14 protein-coding genes are annotated in these 16234 nt (G+C 29.3%); 3 read left to right on the top strand and 11 right to left on the bottom strand.

Annotated features, from left to right (window positions below):
* Positions 1-91: 91 nt before the first annotated feature.
* From T483_RS0122995 to T483_RS0122980, 3 genes are all read right to left on the bottom strand, one after another.
* Entirely contained in the window at positions 92-613 is a 522-nt protein-coding gene (locus T483_RS0122995) for a cysteine hydrolase family protein (protein WP_026888931.1), read from the bottom strand.
* Positions 614-636: 23 nt separating this feature from the next.
* Positions 637-897, bottom strand: coding sequence for a TfoX/Sxy family protein (locus T483_RS0122990; RefSeq protein ID WP_026888930.1), 261 nt, complete (start codon positions 895-897; stop codon positions 637-639).
* A gap of 587 nt (positions 898-1484) precedes the next feature.
* Positions 1485-1775: a DUF2325 domain-containing protein gene (locus tag T483_RS0122980; RefSeq protein ID WP_026888929.1), complete on the bottom strand. Its 291-nt coding sequence runs from the start codon at positions 1773-1775 to the stop codon at positions 1485-1487.
* 483 nt (positions 1776-2258) lie between these two features.
* Between T483_RS0122980 and T483_RS0122975 the strand changes: the two genes are divergently transcribed.
* Positions 2259-2627 carry a metal-dependent transcriptional regulator gene (locus T483_RS0122975; protein ID WP_026888928.1) on the top strand — a complete coding sequence of 123 codons (369 nt, stop codon included), beginning with the start codon at positions 2259-2261 and terminating at the stop codon, positions 2625-2627.
* 64 nt (positions 2628-2691) lie between these two features.
* On the opposite strand, the gene T483_RS0122970 is transcribed toward T483_RS0122975, so the two are convergent.
* The 3 genes from T483_RS0122970 to hisS form a co-directional block, all read right to left on the bottom strand.
* Positions 2692-4170 (bottom strand): Lsa family ABC-F type ribosomal protection protein, encoded by a 1479-nt coding sequence (locus tag T483_RS0122970; protein ID WP_026888927.1) that lies wholly within the window; start codon positions 4168-4170, stop codon positions 2692-2694.
* Positions 4171-4967: 797 nt separating this feature from the next.
* Complete coding sequence (locus T483_RS0122960) at positions 4968-5123, bottom strand: zinc-ribbon domain-containing protein (RefSeq protein ID WP_008425645.1); 156 nt, start codon at positions 5121-5123, stop codon at positions 4968-4970.
* Between the two features lie 410 nt (positions 5124-5533).
* Positions 5534-6829: a histidine--tRNA ligase gene (gene hisS / locus T483_RS0122955; protein WP_026888926.1), complete on the bottom strand. Its 1296-nt coding sequence runs from the start codon at positions 6827-6829 to the stop codon at positions 5534-5536.
* Positions 6830-7303: 474 nt separating this feature from the next.
* Between hisS and T483_RS31780 the strand changes: the two genes are divergently transcribed.
* On the top strand, positions 7304-7465 hold the full coding sequence (locus T483_RS31780; protein ID WP_196244916.1) for a hypothetical protein: 162 nt from the start codon (positions 7304-7306) through the stop codon (positions 7463-7465).
* 293 nt (positions 7466-7758) lie between these two features.
* On the opposite strand, the gene T483_RS0122945 is transcribed toward T483_RS31780, so the two are convergent.
* The 3 genes from T483_RS0122945 to T483_RS0122935 all read right to left on the bottom strand — a co-directional run bounded on the left by T483_RS0122945 (position 7759) and on the right by T483_RS0122935 (position 12791).
* Entirely contained in the window at positions 7759-9144 is a 1386-nt protein-coding gene (locus T483_RS0122945; RefSeq protein ID WP_026888925.1) for an MATE family efflux transporter, read from the bottom strand.
* A 105-nt stretch (positions 9145-9249) separates the two neighbouring features.
* Positions 9250-11001 carry an ABC transporter ATP-binding protein gene (locus T483_RS0122940; RefSeq protein ID WP_026888924.1) on the bottom strand — a complete coding sequence of 584 codons (1752 nt, stop codon included), beginning with the start codon at positions 10999-11001 and terminating at the stop codon, positions 9250-9252.
* Entirely contained in the window at positions 10995-12791 is a 1797-nt protein-coding gene (locus T483_RS0122935) for an ABC transporter ATP-binding protein (protein WP_026888923.1), read from the bottom strand. The genes T483_RS0122940 and T483_RS0122935 overlap by 7 nt, the downstream gene beginning before the upstream one ends.
* Positions 12792-13086: 295 nt before the next feature.
* Between T483_RS0122935 and T483_RS0122930 the strand changes: the two genes are divergently transcribed.
* Positions 13087-14058 carry a helix-turn-helix domain-containing protein gene (locus T483_RS0122930; protein WP_026888922.1) on the top strand — a complete coding sequence of 324 codons (972 nt, stop codon included), beginning with the start codon at positions 13087-13089 and terminating at the stop codon, positions 14056-14058.
* 100 nt (positions 14059-14158) lie between these two features.
* Here the strand turns inward: T483_RS0122930 and T483_RS0122925 are convergent, their stop codons facing one another.
* Together T483_RS0122925 and T483_RS0122920 are read right to left on the bottom strand one after the other, a co-directional pair.
* Complete coding sequence (locus tag T483_RS0122925) at positions 14159-15541, bottom strand: ABC transporter ATP-binding protein (protein WP_026888921.1); 1383 nt, start codon at positions 15539-15541, stop codon at positions 14159-14161.
* A complete protein-coding gene (locus T483_RS0122920) occupies positions 15538-16233 on the bottom strand; it encodes an energy-coupling factor transporter transmembrane component T (protein ID WP_026888920.1) in 696 nt (231 codons plus the stop codon). The genes T483_RS0122925 and T483_RS0122920 overlap by 4 nt, the downstream gene beginning before the upstream one ends.
* Position 16234: the final 1 nt, after the last annotated feature.

Genomic DNA, 16234 nt, shown 5'->3' with positions numbered 1-16234 from the left:
ATTATCTAGTATATAGATAACAGCTTTGCATTTTTTCCGCTAATCCCTTAGAATTTCACTAAGACATGGAATATACTGCTGTATAAACTATTTAACTCATTTTTCTAATAGTTTCATCAATTGAAATACATTCCGCATATCTTCCATTCCATATAAATTCATTGTAGTATTCATATGTTTGCTCCGCTGACATGAATTTATTATCAACAGTTGTATTTGCATAAGCAGGGACTATCATATTGAAGCCATGCTCAAATCCACATTTTATAGTAGCATCAACGCAGAGATCTGTTTGAATTCCTACAATTACTATATCTTTTTCATCTTTATCTATTAAATACTCTAGTAGGCCTGTCCCTTTAAAAGCACTATTTACTTTTTTGTCAAATATTTTTTCGTCACTAATTGGCTGAAATCTTTCATATATTTCAAAACCATCAGTTCCTTTTGTCAATTCGCTCCCAGGACCATCATCATGACGTATATATATTATTTCAATATCTTTTTTCCTTGCTGCACTAATTATTTTTTCTACATTAGATACAAATGTACTAAAGTTATATAATTTATCGTTTGTTATTAATTTTTGTGTATCAACAACTAATAAAACCATTTTTATTCTCCTTTTATAAATCATTATTTTCTTTTATTCCAATTATAAAAATCTTTTAGATCTTCTTTACGTTTCTGTGATAACTCTGTTTTCCTAACACCATGAATTGCACCTTCCAGTGCAAGCAATCTATGGATGCACGCAGAATCATCAATTTCTTGTATCATCAGCCATACCTGCTCTGCTCCAATATCTTTTAATTCATCATAAGTAAATATCCCTACTTCATTTAATTGCCTTTCAACTTCTTTGCCGATGTTAGGTAGCTTTAATAATTCTCCCATGATAAAACATCCTCTCAAACTTGCTAATAAAAACCAAATACATTTTCAAGAAACCTAGATAATTTTTTCTATTTTTAAGTATAGCAAAAAGCTTAACATATTTCATCTGATTTTTTTAATTCATATTCAAATATATTTTTTAAGATGTGACCTTCTGAATCATCCTTTTTCATAATTTATATTCGCCACAATATCCTCTGATTTAACTTCAATATAGACTCCTAGGACGTAGAAAAGAAAGGGAATCTCACCTGTTGCATCTGGATTCCCTTCCAATACTCAAGTAAATTATCAATTTGCCCTATGGTTCAGAATATACATTCTAATATTCTTAAGAATATATATTTTTTAGAATATTACCATATTTATTCTTCAGAATATACCCTATTTAACTATGTCCTACAATGGCCTAATAGTTGTTGCAAAATCAAATCATACAAAGCTAAATTTATTCTTTTCCGTTAATGCTTTCTCCTAAACAGCACATTTACTCCAAAACGTAATTGAATTTTATAAAAAAGATATTGTACAGCTACTAAAAAATAGCTATACAATATCTCAATATTACTTTAAATAAATTTAAAACTTTAATTATTAATATTAGAACACTTGTATTCTAGTATTTTTTTTAACGCTGTCCCACTGCTCTGATGACATCGTATTAATTCAGCTTCATTTGCAGTATTAGATAACACACATTGTATCATTTTATGTGATACGGTATTTGTGAACAATACAAGTAGATCAGGCTTTCCAATTTGCTTTTTCAAATTACCTTGCATTTGAGTAAAGACCTTTGCTTTACAATTATAATTCTTACATATTTTTTTATATTCACAGACCATTCGATCATGTCCGCCAATTATAACAATACTCATTTCTATCTCCACCTCTCTTATTTAACTATAGAATAATATTTTTAAGTGAATTTACTTTCGGTAATTCACAAATATAATTTCCTTCAACTATTATGTTTTATCTACTATTAAAAATTTCAGACTTCATCTCATCTATTACTAATTAATATTCTATTTGTAGTTAGTCTCAACTAACCCGATATTATATTTATATAATGCCCTTATTTTGCAATAACATACTTACATAAAGCTACCACAATAATTCAAAACAATTACATTGTTGGATAATAAGACAATATCAGTTAGTTTAAACTAACTGATATTAGTTTAATATATTCTATTAAGATTGTCCAGTTAATTAATTAATTTCCTCATAAAATTATCAGCTTCTTTTATATGTTCTTCCCTCTTATAAGTTTGATGTTAACTATGCAGTATGATATACTTACTTCATTAAAAATTTAATTTTTAACTATATAGATTTTATAGAAAGAGGGTCTTTACATGACTATAAACGAATCAGTTGAGAACTATTTAGAAACAATTTTAATTTTAAGCCACAAATCAAATGCAGTCCGTTCTATTGATGTTGCTACCGAGCTTAATTTTAAAAAATCAAGCGTAAGCGTTGCTATGAAAAATCTTCGCGAAAAAGAATATATAGCTATAACAGATGATGGAAATATAGTTCTCACTGACGCAGGTAAAGAAATAGCAAATATGGTCTATGAAAAGCACACTTTTCTTTCTAACTGGTTAAAATCTATTGGTGTAGATGAGAAAGTTGCTGTTGAAGATGCATGCAGAATTGAACATGTTATAAGCAATGAGAGTTTTGAGGCTATGAAGAAATATGTAAATAAAAATACTTAAACAATAGATAACCAAAAAGTGGAGAGCCCTTGCTCCCCACTTTAATAAGTTTAAATTGATTTAACTAAAGCTCCACAATCTTTGTTGCAACATTTTTGCAAAACTCACTGTCATGTTCTACAAAAAGTAGTGTTGGTGAATATTCAAGCAACAACTCTTCTATCTGCATACGAGAAATAACATCAATGAAATTAAGGGGTTCATCCCAAATATACAAGTGAGCTTTTTCACAAAGACTTTTTGCAATCAGTACTTTTTTCTTTTGCCCACCACTAAAGGATGATATATCCTTCTCAAATTGCTCTCTTGAAAAATCGAGTTTTCTCAAAATTGCTTTAAAAAGGCTTTCATCAATGATGTTTTCAAGTGCATAGTTAGTCAAGTTTCCCTTAAGATAAGAAGTATCCTGTGACACGTATGATATTTTTAGTCCGCTGCCTTTTCTAAAAGTACCTGTATATTTTATATTCTCATCACAAATAAGCTTGATAATGCTTGATTTTCCACTTCCATTTTTACCTTTAAGTGATATTCTTTCACCTTGTTCAATACTAAAGCTAATATCTTTGCAAACCATTGTGTCTCCATAAAAGATTGAAACTTTTTCTAATTCCACAAGCTTATTTTTATGATAAGAAAGTTGAGATATTTTCAAGCTGTCTGAGCTTTCAATGTTTTTTAAAAGCTTAGATTTTTCTTCAATTGAAGATTCTCGTCTACTTTCAATTGACTTAGAACGTTTCATCATTTTAGCAGCCTTATGTCCAACATAGCCTTTATCAAGCTTAGAGCCAGAGTTAGTTGTTCCTTTTTTCGATTTTTCCACTTCATTTGACCAACTACTAGTTCGCTTAGCAGATTCCGATAAACGATTAATATCTCTCCTAAGCTTTTCATTTTCTGCCAACTCATATCCATCCTGTCTCTTTTTATTTTCCCACCAACTTGAGAAATCACCTTTCTGTATTTCTATATTGGTCTTATTTATTGAAAGAACATGGTCTATACAATTATCTAAAAAGGCCCTATCATGTGAAATTAAAATAAATCCTTTCTTTTTTCTTAAATAATTACTAAGTTTTTTTCTAGCTTCAGCATCCAAATGATTTGTGGGTTCATCAATAAGTAAAAACGAATTTTCCTTCAAAAACATAGCAGCTAACAATGCCTTGGTCTGCTCTCCTTTTGATAAAGTATAAAATTGTCTATATAGAATATCATCATCTATATCTAACATGGATAATTCTTTCATTATTTCCCAATCCATTGAATTTGGACTAATTTCCTTTATAACATCTATTGTAAAATTTTCTTCTTCTTCTACCTCATACGGAAAGTATTCAAAATTTACGTTGGTCGAAATATTTCCAGTATATTCGTATTTTCCAAGTAAAAGATTCAAAAAAGTAGTCTTTCCTCGTCCATTCCTTCCGGTAAATCCCAATTTCCAATCAGTATCAATCTGGAAACTAACATTTTCAAAAATAGTATCGTAATTCCCATCATAAGAGAAGGTAAGGTTTGTAACATTTATTAAAGACATTCATTTGTCCTCCTTTGTAATTAGTTTATTATTAATCAAAATAACAAAGTCGGAAAATTTGGCGACTGCTTCTACTTCATATAAATATAAACGTCGCTTGAAGTATCCGGCTTTATATGAAGATTGTCATGTGTTAGATTTGTATCTTTATTTTCCATGATACTTTTCACCTCCTTATAATCATAATCTATAAAAAATAAGAGCCGCAAGAAATTATTATTCTTACAGCTCATAAATATACGTAGTTCAGCTAATTAGTATAGCGCAACATAAAAATATATATTAAGAGAAAATAGAATAACTTTCTTGCATATGTACAACAAAATAAACAGAGTCCACTCGTTCACTCCTCTATTATATTGCACTTTAAAAATTAGCAAGAAAATTTAATCATCATTTCACCTCAAATTTCAAATTTAATGATATTGTACCACCATGAATAAAAAAAATCAACATAAGATATTTCTATGTTGATTTTTTTCGCTATTATTGCTTTGGTATTAACCAAATTCTTGGAAAGCAGCTTTTAGGGATTAACCACTTAAGAACCCTCACATTATAAAAACCTCTATAGCAAAAATTTATTTACTATAAAATCTAAAATGTAGCAATTATCTTGTCATTTTTCTCACCTGTTTTTTTATATATTTTAATATTTTCAGACTATAGAACAAAATCCGCTTAGCAGACTATATGTTTCTGCAGCCTCCAAAAGTTATCTACAGATTTGATTATAATTCCCTAAAGAATTAAAAAAGAGTTATAAGAAAATCTTATAACTCCTAAAATAATCAAAACTATCTTCTATTATTTTGTTGTTTTCTAGCTCTTCTACAATCAGGACATCTTACTGGTTCGTTGTCAAATCCTTTTTCTTTGTAGAATTCTTGTTCTCCAGTTGTGAAAACAAATTCATTTCCACAATCTTTACATACTAAAGTTTTATCTTGCATATTCAATTCCTCCTTCTAAAATTAAAGATTAATATCGATTCATATAATTCTCTAAAAGGAGAAATCCATACTATCTATAAAAAACCTTTTTCTTTTTCTTACAAAATTTATTATAACAGCTTTTATTTTAAATAGCAACCTTTTATTTCATTAATTGCATATTTTTTTGTATTTATAATTTATGAATGGTTAAACTATAAAAAAAGATTGTAAGATAACTCTTAATATAATACTTATAACTAGCACTTTAAACATTCATAAATCTACTGTAGTATACACTACATTTCATTTAAAGTATAGTGTTTTTATATGGAAACACTATGAAAAATTTAATTTGTTTTCTTAAATACAGAATCCTAAATTTCGCTATACTTAAATTAATTTCTATAAAGAAATAATAATCCTAAATTTTAAATTTCTTCGATACTAATCACTTTTTCTTCACCGTTAATCATATCTTTAATTTTAACTTGTTTACTTAGCTCTTCATCTTCACCAACTAATATCACTTTCTGTATCCCCAATTTATTTGCATAGTTAAGTTTTTTCTTTAATTTATCATCTTCAAGATATATTTCTACATATTTTTCTTTATCAATTAATTTTATATATATCTCAGTGCAATATTCAAGCGTATCACCAATTGGTATTATTAAATATTCCATTGATTTTTCTACCTTGTAGCTATTAAGAAATTCTATTTCTTTTAATACAAAAAATAATCTTGTAAGTCCGATGGATATACCTACTCCAGGTAATACTTTATCTGTGTAATTTTGTGCTAAGTTATCATATCTTCCACCTGAACATATAGAGCCATATTTTTCATTTTCCATTAAAAATGTTTCAAATACTGTCCCTGTATAATAATCTAGCCCTCTTATTATTTTTAAGTTAATTACATATTCATTATCTTCTACACCAAAAATCTTCAGCATTTTTTTAACTGCTTCAAGTTCTTCTAAACCCTTTTTAAACTCCTCTGAATTGAAATTTAAATTCTTTAGTTGATCTAATATATTTTCATTACTTCCATCTAAATTTATGATTTTATTAATAATATCTGCTTTTTCTATTCCAATTAATTCATTTAATGATTTCTTAAACTCCTCATCTCCTATTTTATCGTATTTATCAATTAATATTAGAACTTCAGTTGCATTAACAATCTCTAAATCATTTAAAACAGCTGATAATATCTTTCTATTGCTTATTTGAAATTTATATTTTTTTAAACCGATAGCCTTAAATCCTTTAGAAACCATACTTATTACAAATGCATCATTATTAATACTAAGCTTGTTATTACCTATAATATCAATGTCACACTGATAGAATTCCCTGTATCTTCCTCTCTGATTTCTTTCACCTCTATATACCTTTCCAATTTGATACCTTTTAAATGGAAAGGTTAATTCATTAAAATACTGTGCTGAATATCTTGCAAAAGGCACTGTTAAATCAAATCTCAAAGATAAATCGTTACTTCCCTTGTTGAATCTATAAACTTGTTTTTCTGTCTCTCCTGCACTTTTAGCTAATAATACTTCAGACTTTTCGATGACTGGAGTATCAATTTCCAAAAATCCATTTTCTTCATATACTTTAGTTATTTTTCTTACCATGTCTTTAAATATTTGTTGCTCCTTGGGCAATAGTTCCATAAATCCTGGTAATATACTTGGTTGTATTTTATTATTCTTCATAATCTTAATCTCCTTTTAAATATTAATTCTTATATTTGATAAATGAATTGTTTTATATTTTGCTTTAAATGACAAAAAGCCATGCAGGCATATATCCTACATGGCTTAACAAACTATTACTGACATTTAATTTATCATCACCAGCAGATACAAGCCTACGAATTATAGACTTGTATCTGCCTATTTAACATACCAAGTCTTACTGGTGATGATGTATGAAATTTATTTTTTTCATATTAAATGCTTTCATAATATTTTCTCCTAAATTTTAATTTCTATCATTATACAATATGCTAATCTTATTTTCAATAGTAATTTCACCGTTTCCAACTGATTTATAATACTATAATAATCATTCAAAGTGATAAACTTCCTGTCATAAACTAAAGAAATCAAGACAAAATATATTTGTTAGCTAAATTAAGTCTATCAAAATTTTACTAGTTTATAAGAAGTGAAAGGGGAACATAAATTATGGTTAGAAATGCATACGACGTTAAAGGTCTAAAGATACTAAATTCAGATGATTCAGTACAAAATTCTGTTAGTAGCGTTTACTCTGGCAGTGCTAAAAAGTCTGCTTCTAAAAAAGGTAATATAACAAGTTCTACAGATTCATCAGATAGTTCCAAGTAAAACTAATTGTATTAAGGTGAAAGCATATAATAATTCAAATAAAATTCCAATCCATAAAAATGGCCCGTATAACCTTCATTAAGATAACATATAAATTATCAAATGAAGTTTATATGGGTTATATACAATATAATTTAAATAATTTAGATTTTTTGAAAGTTCATGTACTTCCAAATACTTATTATCTATTACTAAATATAGATTTTCACAATAAGTTATTGACGACATATCGTTTAATATCCTCTACCAAAACTTCAAGTGTACAACTAATCTATTCTGGCAGTTAATTTAAGCTAATCTAATGACTTTTTACTTCCTTTGATTTCTATTTCTACCTTACTTTGATGATCTTTTCCAATTCTCTTGTATTCGCTAATCATCATAATAGCAGTTAGAATAAATACAATTCCATCAGTTATCGGAACAGCTGCCCATACACCTTCAATTCCAATTAACATTGGTAATACAATAACAAGTGGAACAATTAATGCAATTTGTCTTAATATAACTAATACGCTTGCATTTTTTCCTTTTCCTATTGATTGGAATGCTGTCACTGACATAATCCAAAAGCCTAAAATCGGAAAAATAATATACATCAATCTAAAATTATTTATTCCTTCAGAAACAATTGAACTATCTTTTATAAATAATGAAAGTATCTCTTTTGGAAAAAGCTGAATTGGTATCCAGAAGCATAATGCCAGAATTGTTGCACCAGCCACAAATACGTTTATACTTTTCTTTACTCTATCATACTGTTTTGCTCCATAATTTGTACCAACAACTGGTTGCAAGCCCTGTCCCATTCCCCATAGCGGAATAAACGAAAATGCTAACACACGTAATGCAGCTCCAATTAAAATAATTTCTGAATCTCCTCCATAAGTTGAAGCTATTTTATAAATCACTACTTGTTGTATAAACATCATTATTTGCATTAACATGGCTGAAAATCCAATTGAAAATATTTCTGGAAGCAAATCAAATTCAATTTTAAAGCCATGAAAACGCACACTTTCACTTTCTTTTATAAAATAAATCATCGTAATAACAGCTTGTATAATTTGCGACAATAAAGTTGCAATAGCTGCTCCTTCCACTTGGTGATTAAATAATATAATCATAATAGGTGCAAGGATAATATTGGTGATTGCTCCAATCGCCATAAAAATCATAGCTTTTTTCATTCGTCCCTCAGCACGCATGATCATATTAGCACTTTGAGCAAAGTTTATAAAAAATGAGCCTATAAATACTATGCGCATATATCGCACTGCTAAATCCAATATTTCTCCATTTGCACCACTAATTAAGAGCACCTCTCGTGCAAATACCACTCCTATTACAGTTACAATTGCTGAAAGAATAAGTATAAGTACCAATAAATTTCCCATTATTTTATTTATAATATCGCTATCTTTTTTCCCAATAGCCCTCGACAAAACAGATGCAGATCCCATACCAATTAAGGTTGAGATTCCACTATTTATTAAAGTGAAAGGATAAGCTACAGACACTGCCCCCATAGCATTTGTCCCAATCATTTGTCCTGCATAAATAGCATCAACAAATGAATATAAGCCAATTACAAGCATTCCAAGTACCGCAGGTACGCAAAGCTTTATCATAAGTTCAATTGGCTCCTTTGTTAACAATTCTTCTCTCATATCATTCAATTATAATTCCTCCATTCATTACTACAATAATATATCTTAGAAATCCTTTAGGGATTTCATCCTCTCATCCAATAATTCTTAATTCTAAATGTGAGCTTGAGCCATTTATTGTGCCAAGCTCCATCCCTCTGCTTTTTTTCTAATATTTATGAATCTATTATAAAGCCCCTCTTGATTAATTAACTGCTTATGTGTTCCTTTTTGAATTACTTTTCCATCACTAATTACCAAAATCTGATCTGCATTTTGAATTGTTGCAAGACGATGTGCAATAATTATAATGGTTTTTCCATTAGTTAAAGCATTAATAGCTTCTTGAATATAATGTTCATTTTCTGGATCAACACTTGCTGTAGCTTCATCAAGAATAATAATAGGTGCATCCTTTAAAATTGCTCTTGCAATTGAAATACGTTGTTTTTGACCTCCTGATAAAGACGCTCCGCCTTCTCCAACAACCGTATTATATTTATCTGGAAATTCCATTATAAAATCATGGCAGCGTGCTTTTTTAGCTGCTATTATCACTTCTTCAATTGATGCAGATGGATTTCCAAAACGGATATTATTCAAAATGGTATCTTGAAACAAATATACTTTTTGAAATACCATACTTATATTAGATAATAAGCTATCGCAGGTAATATCCCTTACGTTTACTCCTCCTATGCTTACAGCTCCCTGCTGTACATCATAAAATCTTGCAATCAAGCTACATATTGTTGATTTTCCACCTCCAGATGTACCGACAATTGCAGTTGTTGTATTTTCAGGAATAAAAAATGACACATCTTGAAGAACATTTTTTTTATCATATGCAAAACTAACCTTATCAAAACATATATCATAGGAATCTAATACTACAAGCTTACTATTTTTATCAATAGGTTCTACATTTTTAACCCCATCTACACGATCAAGAGATGCATCAATCATTCGTATCATATTTGAAGAATTCCCAATCTGCTCAACATGACCATAAATTATAAATGAAAAAGTAATCATCATAAGCATGGTAGGCACTTCCATAGAGCCATTTATAGCAAATATTCCAGATGCAAAAATTATACCTACAGATGCAAGTTTAAATATAAATATATAAAAAGATGTCACTGGCACAAATTCCTGCTCTATTCCATAATTTGTTTTACGGCTTTTTTCAAATGCATTTTCTATGCTCTCTTTAGCAATTCCATCCTGTTTAAAAGCTTTTACAATTGATATACCTCTGATATATTCAATTATGGCCGTTACTAATCCAGCTTGATTTGCTTGACGTATTGGCGCTACAATTCTGCTCCTTTTGCTTATATAAATCATTACTAAAGACGTTAAGATTATTCCTCCAAGCGTGATTAAACCAATTCTAAAATCAAAAAACATTAAGCATAACGAGATTGTAATTGAACTAATATACCCATTTACGACTTTATTAATTAATTTCATTGCGTTATTTTCAACAAATGAAAGATCTGTTGTTACAGAAGAAGTAATTTCTCCCGTATCTTTCTCACCAAAAAATCCCATTGGAACACGCTTTAAGGTATCACCAATTTTAAGACGCTGCTCTGCAAACACTTCATACCCTATGCTTTCTTGTGAAGTAGCTACTAAATATGAAAACAACATTCTGCCTAAAACTGCAAAAATCATATATCCTAAGCAAAACCATACTTGATTAATTGTTATAACAGTTATGCCTTCAATGTTTTCAATAATTAATTTTAAGACATATGAAGCTCCAAGAACTGGCAAGGTTGAGAATAATGCCTGCATTAATGCATAAATAAAGCTGATATACATGCGTTTAGAGTTATCACCGGATAAATCAATGATTCTTTTAACTACTTTTAACATCTAACTCCCCCCTTATTCAAATTCTGATTTCTAGTTAATTCTTTTCCTGCTGCCCACTTTTTAGAATTAATATGGGCATTCCACATATCACAATATAGTGCACAAGCTTTAAGGAGGTTTTTATGATTCCCATTCATTACAACTTTTCCATTTTCCAGAACCACAATATTATCTGCATCTTTTACTGTTGAAAGACGATGAGCTATTACAAGAAGAGTTTTACCCCTAGTTAATTCAGAAATAGACCTCTGTAACTTATCTTCATTTTCTGGATCAGTAAAAGCAGTTGCTTCATCTAATATAACAATAGGTGCATTTTTTAATATAGCCCTTGCAATAGCAATACGCTGACGTTCTCCTCCAGATAATTTTCCGCCTGCATCACCAACATTTGTTTTATATCCGTAATCTAATTTACTGATAAACTCATCGCAGCAAGCTAGTTTTGCTGCTTCAAAAACTTCTTCATCTGATGCCGATGGATTTCCAAGACGTATATTTTCTAATATTGAATAATTAAACAAAAAATTATCTTGAGTTACAAAACTAACTATATCCATAAGCTGTTCTAAAGGTATATCACATAAATTAATGCCTCCAATTGTAATTTCTCCTGCTTTAACATCCCAAAATCTAGCGATAAGTCTTGCTACTGTGGATTTTCCACCACCTGATGGACCTACAAGAGCAGTAAATTTTCCTTGGGGCAAAGTTATGCTTACATTATCTAAAACATTATTTTCTTTACTCTCATCATAAGAAAAAGATACATTTTTCATCTCAACATCATAATTTTTAAATTTTACCTCTTTAGTTGTTGATTCTAATTCTTTTAATTCTAAAAGATCATTTGTTGCCTGCACTGCATAATTAATAATCTGCATTTCATTTATAAAATCTGATAATTTTAAAATAGGTTCAATTATTCCAAGTGAAAGAATTATACAAATTGCAAAAGATGCAGCTGTTATTTCTTTTTCCATGTAAAGATATAAACCTATAGGCAGTACCCCTAGCAAGGTTGATGGCAAAATTGCTGCTGCAGAAGATGTGTATTTCCAAGTACTCTTAAACCAATCCAATGTGTAATCCCTAAACGATATAACAGCATTTTTATACTTTTCATACGAACTTGTAGATTGATTAAATGCTTTAATTACCTCTATTCCTTCTATATACTCTACAATAGTAGAATTCATATAATTATTAGCTTCCATGTACTTATCATATTTTTTCTTATAACTCTTCATCACCATTAGATACGGTATCATTCCAAGAGGAATGGTGATAAGTGCTGCTAATGCCATACGCCAATCAATATAAGTTATATATATAAAAATTCCTATTGGTATTAACATATTTGAAGTAAATTCAGGAATCATATGAGCAAGCGGTGTTTCCATTTTTTCAATTTCATCTACCATAACATTTTTTAGCTTACCAACTGTCTCTCCCATAACACTCCCAAGCGGTGCATACATAAGTTTGGTTGCAACTCTATTTCTCATGTTTTTTAATATATGAAACGCAGAATTATGAGATAATAATGTTGATATTGTGAACAAAAAAATTTTCATAAAGTATCCCAAAAGACATATTGCTGCCCAAAATAAAATACTTTCCCATGTTTTAGTATCATTGAAGAACATAACGATTATATTAGCAGCTCCAAAATACGGCACCATTCCTGCTGCAACACTTGCTATTCCACAAACAACAGATAATATCATTAAGTGCTTATGTTCCTTTGCTAAGGATAAAATAATAGAAATCCATGATTTTTCTTTCATATAAACTCCTCTTTTCTTTAATACCCAAAAACCTATTTCGTAGTATTAACTTTTAATTAATAATTTTTTATATCTTAAATTCACATATACAATTTTCATAAAAGCATATCCATTTTAGACGCATACACTTGTTAAATAAAATCATTTTTGATATCATTTAAGTATAATATATTACTTTCTATCTAATAACTATGATATATTATCAAGTTATAACCGGTCAATCGATTTGGAGTCGTTCGTCTTTTCATGATACAACTTTGTCTGATCGTGCTATTATTGTAAAAGGAGAATTTATATGAAAAATATTTTAAAGGAATTACATGAACCATGTCTCAATCAGTATGGTTTTGAAAGAGTTGAAAATGTAGAAGGTTTTAATGATATAGGAATATGTTATAAAGTCTCTTCTGATATAGGAACAGGTTATTACTGGGTTTATGCAAAAGAAAATCTTTTTTCTATATCAATTCATGATCTTGTTTTATATGAAGATTATTTTATGAAATACCAGCAGCCAAGATATCTAAGTATAAGTTATTATGATTCTGTCTCTGGAGAAGAGTTAAGACCTTATAAGCGAATTAATGCTAATTGTATACGCAGCCGCATTTCTGAAAATAATTTATATCAGGCTATATATCATAAAAGCATCCCTATTAGTTCTATAGATATTGATATTTCGCCTGATTATTATGAAGAATATTTAAATAATAAATATCCAAAAGGCTTCCCAAATTCAAAAAATACGTTTTTAAGTATTGATGGTCTAACAGATTTTCCAGAATTAATATTTTCTCTTAGGCAAATAAGAAATTTTAAAGGTTGCGGGGATGTTGCCGCCCTTTATTATGAAAGTAAAGTAGCAGAAATCATCTCATTAATTGCTGAAAAAAGTACATCTTTAACTGACTTAAAACTTGACAAAACCTTATCAAAGCAGGATATTGAAAGATTAGAATCTGCACGTTCATATATTGATGACCATTTTGCCTTTGAAATTTATTTGGAAGACTTGGCCAAAATTGCTTATATGGGCACAACTAAATTAAAATATTCGTTTAAAAAAGCATACCATTGTACAATTACAGAATATATCCAAAACAAAAGAATGGCACAAGCTGAGCATTTACTTAGCAACACCGATTTTACAATAAGTCAAATTGCACAAATTGTCGGCTATAACCATTTTGGACGTTTTTCTAATTTATTTAAACGTTCTACTGGTTTACTGCCTTCTGAATACCGAAAACTGGTGACAAAAAGCTAAAAATACAATAATGCTGCTGCTTAAAAATCTTCTCTTTAAGGCAGCAGCATTTTTATTGAGATTATTTCATTTAGTAAAATACTTACTATTATTCCAAAAATCAGTTACAGGTCTGAATTACTCTGTCACATGTGATTTCTAAAAACTCTTCATCATGAGTTACTATGAATATAATATGCCCCTCTTTTGATAAACTTTTAATAAGCCTGCTGACCGTACACATATTTTCATAATCCAAGCCACTTGTAGGTTCATCAAAAATCAAAATCTTCTTATCTGCTAATATACCCGTAACAATAGCAAGCCGCTGTTTTTGCCCGCCTGATAATGCCATAGGGTGATTTTCTTTATACATCTCCAAATTAAATTCTTTTAATAAACTTAATACTCTATTATCTTCTACTTTCTTTTTTGATAACTTGCATTCGTCCCACACACTTTCTGCAAAAAGCTGATGATTTACATCCTGCATAATCATATAACAAACTTTGTTTCTTTTTTTTGGAGATAAAAAGATTTCATTGAGCTTTATCTTTCCATCACCTTCTTTAATTAAACCTGCTAAACACCTCATCAATGTTGTTTTTCCAACTCCATTATTGCCCAATACCCCAATAACTTCGCCTTCCGCTGCTGAAAAATTCATATCTTTAAAAATATACTTTTTATCATTTTTATACGATAGTCCCGATACGATTAAATTTGGTTTAGCTGTTTTTAAATAATTTGAAAGTTTAGTCACTATTGGCTTTATTGTCCTAAGCCCCATTTTTATTCGCTGATTTTCATCTAAATTTAAAAATTCTTTTCTTTTAAATACTTGAGATACCTTACCATCTTCCATATAAATAACTTTATCTATTAAGTCCGCTAAGTAATAAATCCGATGTTCTGCAATGACTATTGTTTTTCCGCTTTCTTTTATTTTTTTAAGCTGTGCTTTCAATATTTTTATAGCATTTATATCAAGATTAGCTGATGGTTCGTCCAAAACATAAACCTCAGGATTCATTGCATATATTGCAGCAAAAGCAAGTGCTTGTTTTTCACCGCCTGACATTTTGAAAATATTTCTTCCTAATAACCTGTTTATTTTTAAATCACTAATCGTGTCTGAAATCCTCTTTTTAATATATTCTGGTTCCATCCCTCCATTTTCTAATCCAAAAGCCAACTCACTATCAGAATCTATATTAAAAAACTGAGATTTAGGATTTTGAAAAACAGATCCTATCTTTGAAGATAATTCATACATTTTTGAATCTGCAATATTCATTCCAGCTGAAATAACCTTTCCTTCTAACACGCCTTCTATAAAGTGTGGAATTAACCCATTAATAACTTTTGTTAATGTTGTTTTTCCACATCCACTTTTACCACATAACAAAACACATTCTCCTGATTCAATATGGAGATTTATATTTTTTAGATTGTATCTGCTTTTTTCTGAATACTTAAATGAGACATTGTTAATATCTATCATAAAATACCTCCCAAATGGAGCATTGAACCTGTGATAAAAACAATCCCCACGGCAATGCATAAATAATCTTGCAGATGAAAACTCATATCAACAGAACTTGTTTTTGGTTTTGGATTTTCAATTCCTCTAGTGATTGCAGCAGCGCTTAATTCTTCTACAGTATTAACCGCTGAAATTAAAATTGGTACGTAAATACATTCTACTTTTCTTCTCAATCCTCTTACTTCTCTCATTTTCATTGCATCTCTTATATGCACAATCTCCTCTTTTATAGCTGGAAAATAACGTATTGTAATGGATAATGGAATAATGACCTTTTGAGGAATATTCCATTTTCTTAGTGATAAAATAATCAATCGTACTGGTACTGTTTTTATTATTAATTCTCCTATCATCATACACGGAATAAGTTTTCTAGCATAAACAGCTAAAATCGAAAACATGATTGCTAAAAAAGTCGGCATGATTTCTATTAAATAATATTGAATAGCTAATAATATTATAAAAAATACACACCACTTTATGGCTGATTTTCTGCATCCACAAAAAGATAGTAATATTGCAATTGCCATTATTTCAGACGCTTCTATATATACAGAAGAATTTGTAAATGCGACTATATTTGCAATAAATATAAGTAATATTTCCGTCCTTGGATCAATACTCAAACATTTTTTCTTTAGTCTAGACATA

Source organism: Clostridium beijerinckii HUN142 (assembly GCF_000621745.1).
Lineage (GTDB): Bacteria > Bacillota > Clostridia > Clostridiales > Clostridiaceae > Clostridium > Clostridium beijerinckii_A.
Note: the sequence above shows the minus strand (reverse complement) of the source record. Positions and strands in the feature narration are given on the sequence as shown.